Raw genomic sequence first — 20,116 nt, forward strand, 5'->3', positions numbered from 1 at the left:
GACGTAGCTAAGGCCTAGATCTACTTTTCTCAGCAAACAGAACCTAAAAGTAGACGTAGCACCTGTCTAGATCTACTTTTTTCAGCAAACAGAACCTAAAAGTAGACGTAGCTAAGGTCTAGATCTACTTTTCTCAGCAAACAGAACCTAAAAGTAGACGTAGCACCTGTCTAGATCTACTTTTCTCAGCAAGCAGAACCCAAAAGTAGAAGTAGCCAGTATCTTATAAGTTGAGTTTAATAAACAAAAAAGACAATCCAACAGGATTGTCTTTTCATGTGCCTGGCAACGTCCTACTCTCACAGGGACTTTCGTCCCAACTACCATCGGCGCTGAGAAGCTTAACTTCCGTGTTCGGTATGGGAACGGGTGTGACCTTCTCGCCATAGTTACCAGACTATTTTATTTGAGAGTTCGTTCTCTCAAAACTAGATAATGTAGAAGAAAATTCAATAAACATTTGAGTTCGCTTTAAAACTTGGTTAAGTCCTCGAACGATTAGTATCAGTCAGCTCCACATGTTACCACGCTTCCACCTCTGACCTATCAACCTGATCATCTTTCAGGGTTCTTACTAGCTTGACGCTATGGGAAATCTCATCTTGAGGGGGGCTTCATGCTTAGATGCTTTCAGCACTTATCCCGTCCGCACATAGCTACCCAGCGATGCCTTTGGCAAGACAACTGGTACACCAGCGGTGCGTCCATCCCGGTCCTCTCGTACTAAGGACAGCTCCTCTCAAATTTCCTGCGCCCACGACGGATAGGGACCGAACTGTCTCACGACGTTCTGAACCCAGCTCGCGTACCGCTTTAATGGGCGAACAGCCCAACCCTTGGGACCGACTACAGCCCCAGGATGCGATGAGCCGACATCGAGGTGCCAAACCTCCCCGTCGATGTGGACTCTTGGGGGAGATAAGCCTGTTATCCCCGGGGTAGCTTTTATCCGTTGAGCGATGGCCCTTCCATGCGGAACCACCGGATCACTAAGCCCGACTTTCGTCCCTGCTCGACTTGTAGGTCTCGCAGTCAAGCTCCCTTGTGCCTTTACACTCTACGAATGATTTCCAACCATTCTGAGGGAACCTTTGGGCGCCTCCGTTACTCTTTAGGAGGCGACCGCCCCAGTCAAACTGCCCACCTGACACTGTCTCCCACCCCGATAAGGGGTGCGGGTTAGAATTTCAATACAGCCAGGGTAGTATCCCACCGACGCCTCCACCGAAGCTAGCGCTCCGGCTTCTACGGCTCCTACCTATCCTGTACAAGCTGTACCAAAATTCAATATCAGGCTACAGTAAAGCTCCACGGGGTCTTTCCGTCCTGTCGCGGGTAACCTGCATCTTCACAGGTACTATAATTTCACCGAGTCTCTCGTTGAGACAGTGCCCAGATCGTTACGCCTTTCGTGCGGGTCGGAACTTACCCGACAAGGAATTTCGCTACCTTAGGACCGTTATAGTTACGGCCGCCGTTTACTGGGGCTTCGATTCAGAGCTTCGCTTGCGCTAACCCCTCCTCTTAACCTTCCAGCACCGGGCAGGCGTCAGCCCCTATACTTCGCCTTGCGGCTTCGCAGAGACCTGTGTTTTTGCTAAACAGTCGCCTGGGCCTATTCACTGCGGCTCTTCGAGGCTATTCACCTCAAAAAGCACCCCTTCTCCCGAAGTTACGGGGTCATTTTGCCGAGTTCCTTAACGAGAGTTCTCTCGCTCACCTTAGGATTCTCTCCTCGCCTACCTGTGTCGGTTTGCGGTACGGGCACCTTTTATCTCGCTAGAGGCTTTTCTTGGCAGTGTGGAATCAGGAACTTCGGTACTAAATTTCCCTCGCTATCACAGCTCAGCCTTTGCGGAAAGCGGATTTTCCTACTTTCCAGCCTAACTGCTTAGACGCGCATATCCAACAGCGCGCTTACCCTATCCTCCTGCGTCCCCCCATCACTCAAACGATAAAGAGGTGGTACAGGAATATCAACCTGTTGTCCATCGCCTACGCCTTTCGGCCTCGGCTTAGGTCCCGACTAACCCTGAGCGGACGAGCCTTCCTCAGGAAACCTTAGGCATACGGTGGATGAGATTCTCACTCATCTTTCGCTACTCATACCGGCATTCTCACTTCTAAGCGCTCCACCAGTCCTTACGGTCTAGCTTCAACGCCCTTAGAACGCTCTCCTACCACTGACATCTAAGATGTCAATCCACAGCTTCGGTGTTACGTTTAGCCCCGGTACATTTTCGGCGCAGAGTCACTCGACCAGTGAGCTATTACGCACTCTTTAAATGGTGGCTGCTTCTAAGCCAACATCCTGGTTGTCTAAGCAACTCCACATCCTTTTCCACTTAACGTAAACTTTGGGACCTTAGCTGGTGGTCTGGGCTGTTTCCCTTTTGACTACGGATCTTATCACTCGCAGTCTGACTCCCACGGATAAGTCTTTGGCATTCGGAGTTTGTCTGAATTCGGTAACCCGATGAGGGCCCCTAGTCCAAACAGTGCTCTACCTCCAAGACTCTAACAACGTGAGGCTAGCCCTAAAGCTATTTCGGAGAGAACCAGCTATCTCCAAGTTCGATTGGAATTTCTCCGCTACCCACACCTCATCCCCGCACTTTTCAACGTGCGTGGGTTCGGGCCTCCATCCAGTGTTACCTGGACTTCACCCTGGACATGGGTAGATCACCTGGTTTCGGGTCTACGACCACATACTCATTCGCCCTATTCAGACTCGCTTTCGCTGCGGCTCCGTCTCTTCAACTTAACCTTGCATGGGATCGTAACTCGCCGGTTCATTCTACAAAAGGCACGCTATCACCCATTAACGGGCTCTAACTACTTGTAGGCACACGGTTTCAGGAACTATTTCACTCCCCTTCCGGGGTGCTTTTCACCTTTCCCTCACGGTACTGGTTCACTATCGGTCACTAGGGAGTATTTAGCCTTGGGAGATGGTCCTCCCTGCTTCCGACCGGATTTCACGTGTCCGGCCGTACTCAGGATCCACTCAGGAGGGAACGAAGTTTCGACTACAGGGTTTTTACCTTCTCTGACGGGCCTTTCCAGGCCGCTTCATCTACCCCGTTCCTTTGTAACTCCATATAGAGTGTCCTACAACCCCAAGAGGCAAGCCTCTTGGTTTGGGCTATGTCCCGTTTCGCTCGCCGCTACTCAGGGAATCGCGTTTGCTTTCTCTTCCTCCGGGTACTTAGATGTTTCAGTTCCCCGGGTATGCCTTCAATACCCTATGTATTCAGGTAAAGATACTGTTCCATTACGAACAGTGGGTTTCCCCATTCGGAAATCTCTGGATCAAAGCTTACTTACAGCTCCCCAAAGCATATCGGTGTTAGTCCCGTCCTTCATCGGCTCCTAGTGCCAAGGCATTCACCGTGCGCCCTTTCTAACTTAACCTAAAAGGTTTATTACTCTATATATAATAGAGAGAAAACTAAAATGGCGATTACTCGATGTTTCTTGACTTTCTTCTTTACGATTATCTAGTTTTCAAAGAACGAGGCTACTGACTTCAATCACATCATGATTGAGCATCAGAGCGTTTGCATCATGCTGCCTTGCGACGAGCTGAAGAGTTACCTCTTCGAATATGCTATGGCGCAGGAGCAAAGCAATTATTAAGAACGTTTAAATCTAGTTGTAAAAGACCAACTAGCAGAGAGAAATTGCACTCTCAAAACTAAACAAACAGAAAACAATCAAACAAACATGTTTTGTCTGGCTCATATGTCCAGCTTATATCCTTAGAAAGGAGGTGATCCAGCCGCACCTTCCGATACGGCTACCTTGTTACGACTTCACCCCAATCATCTGTCCCACCTTAGGCGGCTGGCTCCTTACGGTTACCCCACCGACTTCGGGTGTTACAAACTCTCGTGGTGTGACGGGCGGTGTGTACAAGGCCCGGGAACGTATTCACCGCGGCATGCTGATCCGCGATTACTAGCGATTCCGGCTTCATGTAGGCGAGTTGCAGCCTACAATCCGAACTGAGAATGGTTTTATGGGATTGGCTAAACCTCGCGGTCTTGCAGCCCTTTGTACCATCCATTGTAGCACGTGTGTAGCCCAGGTCATAAGGGGCATGATGATTTGACGTCATCCCCACCTTCCTCCGGTTTGTCACCGGCAGTCACCTTAGAGTGCCCAACTGAATGCTGGCAACTAAGATCAAGGGTTGCGCTCGTTGCGGGACTTAACCCAACATCTCACGACACGAGCTGACGACAACCATGCACCACCTGTCACTCTGTCCCCCGAAGGGGAAAGTCCTATCTCTAGGAGTGTCAGAGGATGTCAAGACCTGGTAAGGTTCTTCGCGTTGCTTCGAATTAAACCACATGCTCCACCGCTTGTGCGGGCCCCCGTCAATTCCTTTGAGTTTCAGCCTTGCGGCCGTACTCCCCAGGCGGAGTGCTTAATGCGTTAGCTGCAGCACTAAGGGGCGGAAACCCCCTAACACTTAGCACTCATCGTTTACGGCGTGGACTACCAGGGTATCTAATCCTGTTTGCTCCCCACGCTTTCGCGCCTCAGCGTCAGTTACAGACCAGAAAGCCGCCTTCGCCACTGGTGTTCCTCCACATCTCTACGCATTTCACCGCTACACGTGGAATTCCGCTTTCCTCTTCTGCACTCAAGTCCCCCAGTTTCCAATGACCCTCCACGGTTGAGCCGTGGGCTTTCACATCAGACTTAAAGGACCGCCTGCGCGCGCTTTACGCCCAATAATTCCGGACAACGCTTGCCACCTACGTATTACCGCGGCTGCTGGCACGTAGTTAGCCGTGGCTTTCTGGTTAGGTACCGTCAAGGTACCGGCAGTTACTCCGGTACTTGTTCTTCCCTAACAACAGAGCTTTACGACCCGAAGGCCTTCATCGCTCACGCGGCGTTGCTCCATCAGACTTTCGTCCATTGTGGAAGATTCCCTACTGCTGCCTCCCGTAGGAGTCTGGGCCGTGTCTCAGTCCCAGTGTGGCCGATCACCCTCTCAGGTCGGCTACGCATCGTCGCCTTGGTGAGCCGTTACCTCACCAACTAGCTAATGCGCCGCGGGCCCATCTGTAAGTGTCAGCCGAAACCGACTTTCAGCTTTCCCTCATGTGAGGAAAAGGATTATCCGGTATTAGCACCGGTTTCCCGGTGTTATCCCAGTCTTACAGGCAGGTTGCCCACGTGTTACTCACCCGTCCGCCGCTAACCACCGAAGTGGTTCGCTCGACTTGCATGTATTAGGCACGCCGCCAGCGTTCGTCCTGAGCCAGGATCAAACTCTCCAAGAAAGTTGATTAGCTCATTTTGTTACGTTGGCTAACTTCATTTAAGAAGTTAAATGTTATTGTTTGTTGACGTTTTTGTTTGTTTAGTTTTCAAAGAACAATCTTTGTTACTTTTTTCAGAAGCAACTTTATTACTATATCACATCGTTAATTTCATGTCAATCGATTTATCGAAGTTTTTTTATCATCGATATGTTGTTAACGCGTCATTAACGACTGCTTTAATATAATACCACCCTCCACCCACCCCGTCAACAACAAATTCAAATTTATTTTTTCCTTCTATAATATAGGATAAAAAAAGAAAGCCGGCTGATCGCCGGCTTCCCATTATTTTGTGATCTTGATGATGCCTTCTTGTTTTACATCCACAAGACCTGGCTTTGTAATCTCCACTTTTTCACCTTCAGCTAGGTTAGTGAAAACAATCGGAGTGATAATTGATGTTGCATGTTCTTTAATATAATCTAAGTCCACTTTTAATAACGGCTGACCTTTTACTACTCGGTCATTTTCTGAAACCAATGTTTCGAAACCTTGGCCCTTTAAGTTAACTGTATCAATACCAACGTGGATAAGAATTTCACGTCCACCGTCAGATAGGATACCAATCGCATGCTTTGTTGGGAATAGGTTGACAATCTTACCGTCTACAGGTGATGCCACTAATCCTTCAGATGGAACAATCGCAAAACCGTCACCCATCATTTTTCCAGCAAACACTTGGTCAGGTACTTCAGTTATCTCCTTGATTTCCCCTTTAATCGGAGCCACGAAGACTTCGTTCCCTTTTGCTTCTGTTGGAGCTACAACTGGAGCCTCTTCTTGCTTCTCTACATTTACTGTAGTTGCGCTTGGTCTTTTTCCAGACATAATGTCTTTCATTTGACCTTTAATTGTTTCAGAACGTGGTCCGAAGATTGCTTGAATGTTGTTACCTACTTCAAGTACACCTGCCGCACCTAATTTTTTCAATTGGTCTTTGTTTACATCTTTAATATCATTAACAGACACGCGAAGACGTGTTATACATGCATCAAGATGAGCGATATTTTCTTTACCACCCATTGCCGCTAAGATGTTAGCAGCCAAATCGCCAGAACTAGCTTTACCTGTTTGTGCTTGACCTTCTTCTTCCTCCACTTCACGACCTGGTGTTTTCAGGTTGAACTTACGAATTGCAAAACGGAAACCGAAGTAGTAAATCACAGCAAAGACTAAACCAACAGGAATAACAATCCAAGCATGTGTTTGTGGGTTGATTAATCCGAATAGGATGTAGTCAATTAAACCACCAGAGAATGTCATACCGATTTTTACATCTAATAAATGCATAACCATAAATGATAAACCAGCGAAGATTGCGTGAATACCGAAAAGGATTGGTGCTACGAATAAGAATGAGAATTCAATTGGTTCTGTAATACCAGTTAAGAAAGATGTTAGGGCAGCTGAAGCCATTAGTCCCCCTACAACTACTTTTCTTTCTGGTCTTGCTTCGTGATAGATCGCTAATGCTGCTGCAGGTAAACCAAACATCATGAATGGGAATTTACCAGTCATGAATGTACCTGCAGTTAGATTTTTCACGTGGTCAGAAATCTGTGCCATGAAAATACGTTGGTCACCATGAACCACTTGGCCAGCTTTTGTAGTATAGCTGCCAAATTCAAACCAGAATGGCGAATAGAAGATATGGTGTAAACCAAATGGAATTAATGAACGTTCAATTACTCCGAAAACAAAAGCAGATAGAGTTAGATTTGCATTAACCATGTTATTAGAGAATGCGTTCAATCCTGATTGGATTGGTGGCCAAATAACTAGCATGATTAAGCCTAAGATGATCGCTGTACCCGCCGTAATAATCGGAACAAAACGTTTTCCAGCAAAGAATCCTAAATAAGATGGTAATTCAATTTCGAAGAACTTATTGTACAATGTCGCGGCAATTATACCGACGATAATCCCTCCGAATACTCCTGTTTGAAGAGTCGGAATTCCAAGGACGCTAACATAATTAGTACCATTAATATCCTTTGCGTCAATCCCTAAAACAGTACCCATTGTTACATTCATAATTAAATATCCAATGATAGCTGCTAGTCCGGCTGTACCTTCTCCGCCAGCTAAACCTATCGCAACACCAACTGCGAAAAGAAGCGGAAGGTTACCGAAGACAATATCACCAGCATTTTTCATAACTGATGCCACCATCGCTACAGCACTGTTATCTAAGAATGGCGCTAAATCTAATAGTGCTGGGTTTACAAGAGCAGCACCTAAAGCAAGTAAGATACCTGCTGCCGGTAAAAGTGCAACCGGCAACATTAGAGCTTTACCGACTTTTTGCAAGACGCCGAAAGCATTTTTAAACATAAATGTTACCTCCTAAATATTTTTCTAGCTCATAAAGCGGTTACATTATTGGTAAAATTACCAATAAAAAAAGGCATGAGTAAAAGTTCAATTGAATGCAGGCTATGGGTATAGATTACCCCTAATCCTTCATTTCAATTAATACTTTTCACTCATGCCTGATCGAATCAGTAACACGTAAAAAATAATTGCTATTTAAATTTATGTTGAAGACGTTGCAGATGCATGGTTAGATAAACCGCTTCTGCATCGAAAACCTTCATTTTTAATGTTTGCTGCATCACTTTAATGAGCTTCCATGAGAGATTATAGCACACTGGATATTCTTCTTTCAAGAGGGAAGCAATTTTTTCTGGTTCCTCGACTTTTTCGCCTTTCACTACTCTTTCAATTGCAAAGCGCAGGTGGCGAACAAGCCTCATATAATCAATACTTTCTTTATCGATCTCTATCTCAAATTGCTCTTCTACCATTTCAACTAAGCGGCTGACAAGCTGTGAGTATTGATTTACTTCAGATAGGTTTCGATTCGAAAGTGCACTATGAATATGAAGGGCAATAAAGCCAACCTCACCAATCGGCAAGCTGATTGCCGTTTTTTCTTTAATTAGCTCAACCACTTCTTTTGCAATCTCAAACTCATGGCGATATAGTGCCTTTGTTTCCACTAAAAACGGATTATTCATTTCCATTCCTTGCGATGCCCTTGTTAAAGCAAACATGAGATGGTCTGTTAATGCCACATGAATATGTTCATTCAGCACAGAATTGGTTCTTCGCTTAATTAAATCTATGGCGGAAATAATCACTTCTAAAAACTCATTATCGATAAACGGAAGCAGTTTAATGTAATTTTCCTGTTCTTTTTCATTTTTCAGGACAAATAGCTTTTCGATTACATCTGTATCAATATAATCACCGCGTTTTCGATTGAAGCCAATGCCCTTTCCAATGACAACCACTTCTTCGTAGGAGGGGTGTTCAGCAATAATGACATTGTTATTTAACACTTTATCAATTAATAAACTTGCCAAACCCTTCCCTCCCCTCATACCATGTTTATCTTAGTATTATCATGTTATAAGAGGTGAATCAGGAAGTCAACGACAAAGTTCGACACCTTTATGACAAATAACTGGTAAACAAGAAAAGCGCAAGCGCCTTGACCAGCCCCGACAGGCAAATGTTCTTCTGCAATAAAAGTCGTTTCTTTGACTTTTATTGCAGAAGGTTATTTGTCCCGAGGGGCTAGGCGCTGGAGCTGGACAATTCTCGATGTCGAATTTTTCACATCCTTATTATGCAAAAAAGAGCTGCAGCGACGGCAGCTCTTTTCCACTCATTTATTTTAGGAAGATAAAATACAGAACAAAGATTACAAAGAAGAAATACATGATTGGATTGATTTCTTTTACTCTTCCTTTCACAATCATCGTGATAGGATAGAAGATGAAACCAACGGCAATACCTGTTGCAATACTGTATGATAACGGCATCGCAATCATCGTTAAGAACGCTGGGACCGCAATTTCAAAACGTTGCCAGTCAATTTTTCCTAAAGATGAAACCATCAAGACCCCCACAATGATCAGGGCCGGTGCTGTTACAGGTGCAGTTACTACTGATAATAGCGGAAAGAAAAATAGCGATAAGATAAACATTCCGGCAGTAACTAATGATGCAAAACCAGTTCTAGCTCCAGAAGCAACACCTGCTGATGACTCGATATAAGAAGTCGTTGTTGATGTACCAAGAACCGCGCCGACGCTAGTCGCAATAGAGTCAGAAATAAGTGCACGACCTGCACGCGGCAGCTTATTATCCTTCATAATTCCAGCTTGGTTCGCAACAGCTACAAGTGTTCCGGCATTATCAAAGAAATCAACAAACAAGAAAGTTAAAATAATTCCTAACATCGAAGTGGTATAGAATGAGCTGTCTCCAAAAGAAGAGAACGCTGCACCAAAGGTTGGTGATAAGCTTGGTACTGTATCAACCACTTGATGTGGCACCTTAATTAAGCCAAAAATCATACCAACAATAACTGTGATAACCATTCCAAAGAAAACTGCTCCATTAATTCCTCTAGTCATCATAATCACGGTAATAAGAATTCCAAATATTGAAAGTAATGTGTTTCCTGCTGTTAAATCGCCGAGTCCTACTAGTGTCGCATCATTGTTTACAATAATTCCAGCATTTTGTAACCCGATAAATGTGATAAACAAACCAATACCAGCACCAACTGCGTGCTTCAAATCAATCGGAATCGCATTAATAATTTTTTCACGAAGTCCAGTTAAAGTTAATAAGAAGAAAAACACCCCAGAAATAAGTACTGCGCCAAGTGCATGCTGCCAAGGAATCCCACTTCCTAAAACAACGGTGTAAGCAAAGAAAGCATTTAATCCCATACCTGGTGCTAATGCCAATGGATACTTACCAAGGAGACCCATGATAATAGAACCTAAAGCAGATGCTAAAGCTGTTGCTACAAACACAGCACCATAATCCATTCTAAGTGCATCTGGAAAATCCTTTATAGAAGCAAGTGATAAGGTTAACGGGTTAACGACCAAAATATAGGCCATCGCCAAGAAAGTAGTTAATCCCCCGATAAATTCGCGGCGGTAATTGGTACCGTACTTTTCAAACTCAAAATACTTATGCATGTTTCTTTTCCCCCTATAAAGATCTCTGTTTTTAACAACAAAAAACGCTCTGGCATATTCTACCGGAGCGTTGACGTGGGCAAAGAGAATTAACAGAGGAAAGAGAAACCCTCTCTATTAATCACTGCCTCGTAGTCAAGCCATTTACGGTGGCTCGGTAGAAACTTTTGGGCCATATTCCCAATATTATACGACGTGATTCGACATCTATTGATTACTCTACTATCATAACAGCATCAACTATGTTCGTCAATAAAAAATACGAACGATTTTTTATAAAATAAAATAATCGTTCGTATTTAGAGATACTATTTAAATTTCACTTATTATTCCCACTCGATCGTTGCAGGTGGCTTGCTCGTGATATCGTATACCACTCGGTTGACATCCGCCACTTCATTCACAATTCTGGTTGAAATCAATTCAAGCACATCCCAAGGAATTCTTGCCCAATCCGAAGTCATCCCATCAATGGATGTAACAGCACGAATGCCAATGGTGTAATCGTAAGTTCTAGCATCTCCCATTACACCGACACTGCGAATGTCAGGAAGTACGGTAAAGTACTGCCAAATTTCACGATCAAGTCCGGCTTTCTTGATTTCTTCTCGTAAAATCCAATCTGATTCACGAACAATTTCCAACTTGTCTTCAGAGATTGCTCCTAACACACGAATACCTAGACCCGGACCCGGGAATGGCTGTCTCCAAACGATATCATCCGGAATACCAAGTTCCGTACCTAATGCACGAACCTCATCCTTGAACAGGGTGTTAAGCGGCTCAATTAACTTAAATTGCATATCTTCTGGCAGACCGCCCACATTGTGGTGAGATTTAATTGTTTGAGCCGTAGCTGTACCGCTTTCGATGATATCCGTGTAAAGTGTTCCCTGCGCTAAAAATTCGATGCCTTCAAGCTTTGTAGCTTCATCATCAAATACATAAATAAATTCGTTACCGATAATCTTACGCTTCTTCTCAGGATCAGAAACACCTTCAAGCTTGGACATGAATCTTTCTTTGGCATCGACTTTGATGACATTCATATTGAAGCCTTCTGAGAAAGTTTTCATAACGCCTTCCGCTTCATTTTTACGAAGCAGACCATGATCGACGAAAATACATGTTAATTGGTCACCAATGGCTTTGTGAATCAATACCGCTACAACTGATGAATCTACACCACCACTTAGTGCACAAAGGACTTTCTTGTTGCCTACCGTCTCGCGAATTTTCGCGATTTCCATTTCGATGAAGTTTTCCATCGACCAGTCGCCACTGCAGCCACATACGTTAAACACAAAGTTTTTAAGCAGGTCATTTCCATATACAGAATGCTGAACCTCTGGATGGAACTGAACAGCGTAAAGCTTTCTTGCTTCGTCACTCATTGCCGCAATCGGACAAGAAGGGTTTGTACCATCAACAGTAAAACCGGCTGGGGCTTCCACTACAAGGTCACCGTGGCTCATCCAAACCACTTGCTCATCAGGCAGACCGGCAAATAGGGTTGACTGATTTTGAACCGTCAACGTCGCCTTTCCGTACTCACTATTTTTCGCCTTTTCCACCTTACCATTGAAATGAACCGTCATCAGCTGCATGCCGTAGCATATCCCAAGAATCGGCAGACCCATTTCAAAAATGGACTCATCACAACGGAAAGAATTTTCATCATACACACTGTTTGGTCCGCCAGAAAAAATAATTCCTTTTGGATTTAAACGACGGATTTCTTCAGCCGTAATCGTATGTGGGTGAAGCTCACTATAGACACCGAATTCACGAATCCGACGTGTAATTAACTGATTGTATTGACTTCCAAAATCTAAAACAATAACTAAGTCATTCTTCCCTGCCAAAACAGCCACCTCAATCTTCTTAAGTTTTTATTAGCTTTTACCAATTTGAAAAAAAATAAAAAAAACTAGAATCTGCCCCCTAAAAATATCAGGAAGGCAGAATTCTAGTTCTCTAGTAAAAAGACCTATAGAAAAAATCCTGCCTTCATAGTCAGGCCATTTACGGCGACCCGGTAGAGACTCTCGAACCCTATTTTCGAGGATATATGAAGGAAACGTACCTATTTAGAATAGCCCAAGTATCCAAATACACGAAAGCTATACATGAAATTAAAACATATTGTAACAATAGGTTGTTTTTCAGGTCAAGCGATTGTCTTTTTAATTAAATTTTCCCATAATTTATACGACTCTTCCCAGGCACCCTTCGGAAGGTTCTGATGATACATATATTGTTCGTAATACACCGTTAATCGTGTCATTTCCTTTGTTGAAAAGAATGAATCGATATAGCGGGCGTAGTGTCTTAATGTTTGATTTTCCTTCCGTTTTAACCCATAACGCTCCAGTTGATCGAGTAATACCAAGTACGCTACTCCTATGTTCTCGTCTTTCCTTTTAAACATGAATCGTAGCATAACAAAGTATGGAACCCACTTGCCTCGAATTCGGTAGAGAATCCAGACGACGAATGCAATAATTACCAAAAGGAATAATCCTGTTTTCCAATTATTTTTAAAAACAGAAGCGATAGTGTCCCAAAGCTTATTAAAGTCAAACGAGCTTTCCGTATCCTTTGTTGGCTTAGGCTCCTCTATTTCTTCCTTTTGCGGTTTCTGTGCAAATGCTGGAGTAGCACTTGGGTTGTTTGCCGAATTTCCTACGGCTTCGTAGTTAATTATAATGTCATTGCTAAAGCCCTTTGTCGGTTCAAATGGAACCCACCCTTGGTTTGGAAAGTACACCTCTACCCATGAGTGGGCATTATTATTGGTCACAGCGTATACCTGTTCACCGGAGGCTTCATCACTATATTGAAGAAAATCCCCACCTGTAAATCCCTTTACCCAACGGGTTGGTATCCCAATACTACGAAGCATAATAGCCATGGAAGAAGAATAATTGTCACAGTATCCCTTTTTTGTTTCAAACAAAAACTGATCGACGTAATCATCTTTTGCACCAGGAACGGCGACATTTTTTTGATCATAAGTAAAGTCCGTATTCCCAAAGTAGCTTTCTACAGCTTTGGCCTTTTCAAACCAATTAGATTTGTCTTTTGTAATATCTTCAGCTAACTCTTTTACTCGACCAGGCAATGTTTCAGGCACTTGCGTGTATTTTTTATAAAACTCAGGGTTCATATCATTCGGATTAAAGCTAGTTGTTTCTAGAAGGTCCGCCGCTTTATATTTAGGTTTTTCATACGATAAGGTAAAAACCTGTGGTACCGCAGGACGGTTATCATTCTTGAAAAAGCTAATTCGTTCATTGGTTGTATCAACAAAGAATTTATTTCCATTCGGGTCCTCTGGCAGTATTTTTGCCACCTTTTTAATTCCCGCCGGGTACATAATATAGTTGTAGCTATAATTGACATGTGCCCTTACACTAACCGATTCCTTAATCGTCTCTACTGCGCTTGGAATTGAGAAAACAGGGACCAAATCCTCCTGGCGAAATTCAATGGGTGTTGAACCTGATGCAAGCCAGCCTTTTCCCGTATACATATCCTTCGTCTCCATCTTCCAATAGGTTTTTCCATTTCCCTCATATTGGAAGACCGGATTATTATCGCCGATAAACGGACCACCTAATGCTGAATCATCTGTACCATATCCAATACGGTGAATACCTCCAGCATTATCCTTTTTATCTTTCTCATTGTTAGCTGTCAGATATGGGACAGGGTCTGGCCATATGGGAGCAGCTTTAGGAGCGGCAATACCAACAAGCACACTCACCAAAATCATAATGACCAGTGGTCTCATCCATTTTCTAATAAATGATGGGTCGTAGGTGACATTTTCTCTACGAATCACTCGCGAAAAAGTCAACATTCCCATTAAAGCAAAACCGGCCACAACCGTGCGAACAATTGCTGCTTTTGCGCTATACGGTGTAAATGTGTCCAGCACCGTAATATAGACAAGTGTCATAAAGAAAAAGATAAATATTCGTTGTCTGTTTAACATCCAGTACTGAATGAGGTAGACCATGAGCCAAAGCAAGACAAAAAACAACAGCGAGCGAAATTCATTGGTGATCTCATTCCATTGGCGGTTCATGAGCAATCCGATATTATAAGTAATATTGCCCAAAAAGCTCTTCACCCAGCTAGCTTGGAAGAATCCCTCTTCATAATGCAATTGGTTAACAGAAAATAATATATAGAAAATTTTAATTAGTAACTGCCAAATCCACTTCAGATTCAAATAGGACAACAGGAAAGAAATCAGCAAGAAGATAATAAATATTTCTATATTTTCCGTATGTGTTAATTTCTCTACTGGTCGCAGCCATTCCCACAGAAGGATGAATCCTAGCAAATTCAACAAAAAAGAAGGAATATCCCTTTTCATTACCGTGTCACCTCCGAAAACACTGATGCGAAATTTCCTTCGTGAACAAGGACAATCCGTATTCCACGTGCATTCGCGATGGCAATCAGTGAGCGTTCTTCATCTGTCGGAGACTCTCTTTGTCCCTTGATGAGAAAGACCGTAATAGAGCCCTTTCTTTGGCCAAGAAAGCTTGCCTTTTCAATCAGTGGTTTTGATAATTGAGCCGTTACAAGCATAAAGGACACGGTCTGTTGAATGAAAAGAGCTTCCTTTTCCAACACCTTTTCAAACGAGCGCAGACTTTTTGCCTCAATTTTTGCCAAATGATAAAAAAGCTGCTGAAGATGCTGTTCTCCTCCTCTAATTGGAAAGGAAGCTCTTTCCCTACTAAAGGTTAACAATCCTGTCTGTGCCCCTTTCTTTAGAACAGCTCGTAAAAGAGAGGCGGTAAAGGAAACAACCGGTTCAAATCGTTGATCTGGCGCACAATCCATGATGACAAATACATCATGTGACTGCCGCTGCTCAAATTCCTTTGTCATAATCACATTTCGTTTGGCGGAAGCCTTCCAGTTAATCCACGAGAAACGGTCACCCGGCTGATAGTCTCTTACACCAACCGCCATCGAAGTATCCCGTTGAACCCGCTCACGTGAAGCGGTTAATCCTTGATCATACTGGTTTTCAAATGGCCGATAGATAAGCTCGGTGTAGGCCGGATAAACAACAATTCTTCCTTCCGCACGAAATGTTTTTTCCTTTTCAAATAAGCCAAGCGGATCACCTATCCTTAGTGTGAAGGAATGGAAGAAATGCTCCCCGCGCGGTAATTTATTTATTGTATATTCATAGGAGAATTCCCGTCTCAATCCAGGGAACAAGAATGCCTTAGGAGAATGTAATTTTTCCGCAAATTTTAATGTATCATCTAAATTGTCTTCAACAAGTAAATAAAAGAGCGGGAATGAATTTCTCCTTTTGATCATTACTCTCACTATTAATGGCTCACCAGCATTATAATCAGACTTAGGTAAAATCCTTGTAATCTCCAGTTCATTTAAAGAGTAGAAGGATATCACTATGCAGTAAATGGAGAACGGCAGAAAGCTATAGAATAAAAACCAGCTAACGAATCCTCCTTGAAACATGGCATATGAGAAAGTAAGGAGAATTAAGAATAGCAATAGGATGAATCTCCATACCTTTTTAAATGGTTTCCACAGCTTTTTCATCTTACTTCACAAGCCTTTGTACCGGTACAGGGACTCTTGCAACCACCCTATGCACCACTTCTTCTGCAGATATCCCTTCGAATTTTGCCTCAGACTTTAAGATAATCCGGTGGGATAATACATATGCAGCTAGATATTGGATGTCATCTGGCAATACATAATCACGGCCATACATAAATGCATAGGCTTGCGCTGCCTTCATAAGGGCGATCGATCCCCTTGGACTTGCTCCAAGATACACGCTGCCATGTCCGCGCGTCCGGTTGACGATATCTACAATATAACGCTTGATACTATCATCAACGAATACCTCTTTGATATCTCTTTGTAAGCTTAGCAGCCCCTCAAGATCGACAACAGGAGTAAGTTCTTCAATCGGCGGCACCTTTTGGGCACGATTCAGCACTTCAATCTCTTCTTGCATCTCTGGGTAGCCCATCCTCATTTTTAACAGAAAACGGTCGAGCTGTGCTTCTGGAAGTGGATATGTTCCTTCATATTCAATCGGGTTTTGGGTGGCCATTACGAAAAATGGTTTGTTCAGTTTATGAGTGACTCCATCAATCGTCACGCTTGCTTCCTCCATCCCCTCTAAAAGAGCGGACTGAGTCTTTGGCGAGGTCCGGTTAATTTCATCAGCAAGGATGATATTGCCCATCAATGGCCCTGGACGAAATTGAAATTCCATCTCTTTTGGATTATATATGGATACACCGGTTACATCCGATGGCAATAAATCCGGCGTAAATTGAATCCGACGGAAATTCGCATTTACGGATTTGGCAAGCGCCCGTACCATCATCGTTTTTCCTACACCAGGAACGTCCTCTAATAATACGTGGCCATCAGCCAATAAGGCAACAAGGCTAAGCTCTGCCACATTTCTTTTCCCAATCATTACCTTTTCAATATTTGCTAATATTTTCTCTATAGTGGGATTCATTTGTTCTAATGACAAGTTGACTCCTCCTTTATAAATAGACCGTTTATTTTATTTAACGATAATTATGTATTCTCTATCTATCTGTAAATTCCTGTATAATATGTCACACAATATACAAAATCCGCGTAAATATTAGACGGGATTAGGTTTGAAATTGTTTCATACCGGAAGGTCAAAATCAAAAAAAATAAAAGCAGCTCCATCCTTTCCGCATAATCTATTGCAAAAAGGAAGGAACTACTTCATCTTCATCTATTAATTCGCCTGCCATTTTTATTTCAAATATTCCTTTTACTTTTTTCAAGGGTACCTTTCTGTGAAGTGTAATCATCTTGCAGTCCTGCAAAATAAAAAACTCATCCTCTTGTGTAATCGGATAGGTGCAATATTCATGCAAATTATGGTGGTACACCCTTAATTCCAAGCTCTCATGAAATCCTTCCTCAATGCACAGGCTTAGAGAACCACTAAAAGAAGAATGGAAATTTGTTTTCCACAACACCGTCTCCTTATAGCCGGAAACTATACTAAATGGAGCACACATGCAGTCTTCAATAATTATTGGACTTTGTTCACATTCACCTACTGGAATACAAGGCAAAAACTGAAAGCCGCAAATGCAATTCCTGTCAACGGTTATACACGTATCTGAAGGTACAAGGATCATCTTGTTCGAGCAATGTTTGCTAGGTTTTAATAGTCTTAGATTCAAACAGCCGCTCGAATGATCCGTTGATGTAATTAAATAATACTTTGTGGTAAATGGTTTTATTCCATGCAAACCAATACTGCTTAAAACCGTTCCTCCTTGCAGGTAAAAAATAACTGGATATTGGCAGTATTTACCTATAATAACTTGTTTATGTCCTAACAATGGGGTCATAGTAAGTCCATCCTTCGTGCTGGTCTGTTCTTTATATTATCCTATGCATGAATGGTGGTTTGGGACTGGGTATTAGTAAATATGGTTAAAAATCTAGATAAAGAACAGGCATAAATCTATTAGTATAGAAGGTTCCAAACTTTGTCCATTCACATAAAATGATGAGAAATCATTTATTAAGAGGTGACTCAATGACAACCATTAGTCTTTGTATGATTGTGAAAAATGAAGAAGAAGTTTTAGCCAACTGTCTCCAAAGTATTCAAAAAATCTGTGATGAAATCATTATTGTGGATACAGGCTCCACGGATCGCACAAAAGAAATTGCTAAACAGTTTACGGATAAAGTATTGGACTTTAAATGGATTGATGATTTTTCAGCAGCCCGGAACTTTGCTTTCAGTCAGGCAACTATGGATTATATCCTGTGGCTAGATGCGGACGATGTGCTGCTTCCTAATGAACAGGAAAAGTTTCATAAATTGAAAGCAACGCTGGATGGAACTGTCGATGCCGTATCCATGATTTATGTAATTGACAGAGACGAATATGGTAACCCTTCTTTCCATTACAGAAGGAATCGCCTGGTGAAAAGGAGTAAGAACTTTAAGTGGATAGGACCCGTACATGAATACTTGGAAGTTGGCGGCCATATCCTTTCATCAGATATTGCTGTAGAACATAAAAAACATATAAAAAAGGCCAGCACTCAAATATCAGACAGGAATCTACGAATCTATGAAAATAGAATAAAAAATGGTGAGGATTTTTCCCCCAGGGACTTATTTTATTTCGCAAATGAGCTGCGTGATCATCAACAATATGAAAAAGCCATTATTTACTACAATGAGTTTCTTAGAGGTAAAAAGGGCTGGATTGAAGATAATATAAGAGCATGCCTTTATTTGGCTGATATTCATGCACGTAGAGGTGAGAAAGAGGAGGAAATGGATGCCCTTTTAAAAACACTAGCTTACGATGTTCCTCGCCCAGAAACTAGCTGCCGGATAGGGGATTACTTTAAAGCGAGAAAATTATTTCGAACAGCTGTCTTTTGGTATGATATCGCATACCAAAAGAAAAAAATAACTTCAGGTTTTCAGAACGAGTCATATTCTACCTGGTACCCTCATTTAGCCCTTTGTGTCTGCCATTGGGAATTAGGAAATGTAGAAAAATCCATTGAACATAATAAGATGGCAAAAAAATACCGTCCTAATGACAAGCAGGTTCTTTTCAACGAGAAGTTTTTTAATGATTACTTGAAAAATAAAAATGGAAAGAAATAAGAGGGAATATAGATTCCCTCTTTTGGTTTAAGTATTATTATTTTCTTCCTTTTCATTATCACTCCTTCACAGTTGATAGTATTCAATTGTTTTCTTTAATCCCTCTCGAAGCGAGAATTCAGGATTCCAATCTAATTTCTTTATGGTTAATTGGTTATCCAAACAACTATGGATGATATCGCCCGATTTAAATTTTTTATAAATTGGCGTTAGCTTTGTATTTAGTAAACTATTTATTTCATCAACAAGGTGGTTTATAGAGATTTCTTTATTACAGCTAATATTGAATACACCTCGAGTATCCTTTTTCAGAGCCGCTAAGTTTGCGGATACAACATCTTTTACATAGATAAAATCTCTTGTCTGTTCACCATTCCCATAAATAATAGGAGCCTCATTATTGAGCATTTTTTTTATAAAAATAGAGACCACACCGCCTTCACCTTCTGGCTCTTGTCTGATTCCATAGACATTTGCATAACGAAGGATGGTGTAATCTAAACTGTATAGTTGCGAAAATAAATATATATACATTTCAGGTGTGTATTTAGAGATACCATAGTTAGAAAGCGGGTTTATTGGATGCCGTTCGTCTACAGGCAGATAAACGGGATTTCCATAAACCGCTGCAGAGGAGGAATAGATTAATTTACAATTATATTTTCTGCATAACTCCAAGATCTTCAAAGTACCTAGAATATTAACCTCCGCGTCTAGAGTGGATTTCTCAAGAGAATCTTGAACATTGATTTGCGCCGCTAGATGAATAACTGCATCTGGCCTTTCTTTTTCAAATACTGTCTTTAAATTATCCTCAAGAATGTTCAATGAATAAAATTTGGCTTCTGGATGAATAAATTTCTGTTTCCCAGAAGACAAATTATCTACTATAACCGTTCTATACCCTTCATCTATAAGCCCTTCGACGACATTAGATCCAATAAACCCCGCTCCTCCAGTTACTAAAACTTTCATTTTACCCCTCACTTTTATTTGGTAATGATTCTTCTTTACTTACATATGAAAAAGTCCGGCTATTGCTTGGACTT

Annotated in this window: 10 protein-coding genes, 3 rRNA genes and 2 riboswitches; of the genes, 1 reads left to right on the plus strand and 12 read right to left on the minus strand. The window is 42.1% G+C overall.

Features of this window, described 5'->3' with window-relative positions; all coding sequences use genetic code 11:
• Nucleotides 1–280: 280 nt before the first annotated feature.
• The 11 genes from rrf to QE429_RS24225 all read right to left on the minus strand — a co-directional run bounded on the left by rrf (nucleotide 281) and on the right by QE429_RS24225 (nucleotide 17,778).
• Nucleotides 281–397: ribosomal RNA gene (gene rrf / locus QE429_RS24175) — 5S ribosomal RNA — on the minus strand.
• Nucleotides 398–478: 81 nt separating this feature from the next.
• Nucleotides 479–3,414, minus strand: a 23S ribosomal RNA gene (locus QE429_RS24180).
• A 351-nt stretch (nucleotides 3,415–3,765) separates the two neighbouring features.
• Nucleotides 3,766–5,303 (minus strand): 16S ribosomal RNA (locus QE429_RS24185).
• Together the 16S, 23S and 5S rRNA genes form the textbook arrangement of a ribosomal RNA operon.
• A 327-nt stretch (nucleotides 5,304–5,630) precedes the next feature.
• Nucleotides 5,631–7,679, minus strand: coding sequence for a glucose-specific PTS transporter subunit IIBC (ptsG, locus tag QE429_RS24190; RefSeq protein WP_307290646.1), 2,049 nt, complete (start codon nucleotides 7,677–7,679; stop codon nucleotides 5,631–5,633).
• A 191-nt stretch (nucleotides 7,680–7,870) separates the two neighbouring features.
• Nucleotides 7,871–8,713 (minus strand): glucose PTS transporter transcription antiterminator GlcT, encoded by an 843-nt coding sequence (gene glcT / locus QE429_RS24195; RefSeq protein ID WP_307290648.1) that lies wholly within the window; start codon nucleotides 8,711–8,713, stop codon nucleotides 7,871–7,873.
• A 309-nt stretch (nucleotides 8,714–9,022) separates the two neighbouring features.
• Nucleotides 9,023–10,351, minus strand: a complete 1,329-nt coding sequence (locus tag QE429_RS24200; protein WP_307290649.1) for an NCS2 family permease — start codon at nucleotides 10,349–10,351, stop codon at nucleotides 9,023–9,025.
• 112 nt (nucleotides 10,352–10,463) lie between these two features.
• A riboswitch (purine riboswitch) is annotated at nucleotides 10,464–10,565 on the minus strand.
• Between the two features lie 112 nt (nucleotides 10,566–10,677).
• Nucleotides 10,678–12,216 carry a glutamine-hydrolyzing GMP synthase gene (gene guaA, locus QE429_RS24205; protein ID WP_307290650.1) on the minus strand — a complete coding sequence of 513 codons (1,539 nt, stop codon included), beginning with the start codon at nucleotides 12,214–12,216 and terminating at the stop codon, nucleotides 10,678–10,680.
• A 128-nt stretch (nucleotides 12,217–12,344) separates the two neighbouring features.
• Nucleotides 12,345–12,446, minus strand: a riboswitch (purine riboswitch).
• Between the two features lie 75 nt (nucleotides 12,447–12,521).
• Complete coding sequence (locus QE429_RS24210; protein WP_307290651.1) at nucleotides 12,522–14,738, minus strand: transglutaminase TgpA family protein; 2,217 nt, start codon at nucleotides 14,736–14,738, stop codon at nucleotides 12,522–12,524.
• Entirely contained in the window at nucleotides 14,738–15,952 is a 1,215-nt protein-coding gene (locus tag QE429_RS24215; RefSeq protein ID WP_307290652.1) for a DUF58 domain-containing protein, read from the minus strand. The genes QE429_RS24210 and QE429_RS24215 overlap by 1 nt, the downstream gene beginning before the upstream one ends.
• 1 nt (nucleotide 15,953) lies before the next feature.
• Nucleotides 15,954–16,895 carry an AAA family ATPase gene (locus QE429_RS24220; protein WP_307290958.1) on the minus strand — a complete coding sequence of 314 codons (942 nt, stop codon included), beginning with the start codon at nucleotides 16,893–16,895 and terminating at the stop codon, nucleotides 15,954–15,956.
• Between the two features lie 217 nt (nucleotides 16,896–17,112).
• Nucleotides 17,113–17,778, minus strand: a complete 666-nt coding sequence (locus QE429_RS24225) for an S-Ena type endospore appendage (RefSeq protein ID WP_307290653.1) — start codon at nucleotides 17,776–17,778, stop codon at nucleotides 17,113–17,115.
• Nucleotides 17,779–17,969: 191 nt separating this feature from the next.
• On the opposite strand from QE429_RS24225, the gene QE429_RS24230 reads away from it, so the two are divergent.
• A complete protein-coding gene (locus QE429_RS24230; protein ID WP_307290654.1) occupies nucleotides 17,970–19,067 on the plus strand; it encodes a tetratricopeptide repeat-containing glycosyltransferase family 2 protein in 1,098 nt (365 codons plus the stop codon).
• A 66-nt stretch (nucleotides 19,068–19,133) separates the two neighbouring features.
• On the opposite strand, the gene QE429_RS24235 is transcribed toward QE429_RS24230, so the two are convergent.
• Nucleotides 19,134–20,042, minus strand: coding sequence for an NAD-dependent epimerase/dehydratase family protein (locus QE429_RS24235; protein ID WP_307290655.1), 909 nt, complete (start codon nucleotides 20,040–20,042; stop codon nucleotides 19,134–19,136).
• Between the last annotated feature and the right edge of the window lie 74 nt (nucleotides 20,043–20,116).

Origin of the sequence: Bacillus sp. SORGH_AS_0510 (genome assembly GCF_030818775.1) — a bacterium.
Taxonomy (GTDB): domain Bacteria; phylum Bacillota; class Bacilli; order Bacillales; family Cytobacillaceae; genus Neobacillus.

What these genes read in the sequence shown, in the direction of transcription:
- QE429_RS24220 (WP_307290958.1), bottom strand. Translation starts at nt 16,895, where the DNA reads ATGAATCCCACTATAGAGAAAATATTAGCAAATATTGAAAAGGTAATG.
- QE429_RS24210 (WP_307290651.1), bottom strand. Translation starts at nt 14,738, where the DNA reads ATGAAAAGGGATATTCCTTCTTTTTTGTTGAATTTGCTAGGATTCATC.
- ptsG (WP_307290646.1), bottom strand. Translation starts at nt 7,679, where the DNA reads ATGTTTAAAAATGCTTTCGGCGTCTTGCAAAAAGTCGGTAAAGCTCTA.
- QE429_RS24230 (WP_307290654.1), top strand. Translation starts at nt 17,970, where the DNA reads ATGACAACCATTAGTCTTTGTATGATTGTGAAAAATGAAGAAGAAGTT.
- QE429_RS24215 (WP_307290652.1), bottom strand. Translation starts at nt 15,952, where the DNA reads ATGAAAAAGCTGTGGAAACCATTTAAAAAGGTATGGAGATTCATCCTA.
- QE429_RS24225 (WP_307290653.1), bottom strand. Translation starts at nt 17,778, where the DNA reads ATGACCCCATTGTTAGGACATAAACAAGTTATTATAGGTAAATACTGC.
- QE429_RS24200 (WP_307290649.1), bottom strand. Translation starts at nt 10,351, where the DNA reads ATGCATAAGTATTTTGAGTTTGAAAAGTACGGTACCAATTACCGCCGC.
- QE429_RS24235 (WP_307290655.1), bottom strand. Translation starts at nt 20,042, where the DNA reads ATGAAAGTTTTAGTAACTGGAGGAGCGGGGTTTATTGGATCTAATGTC.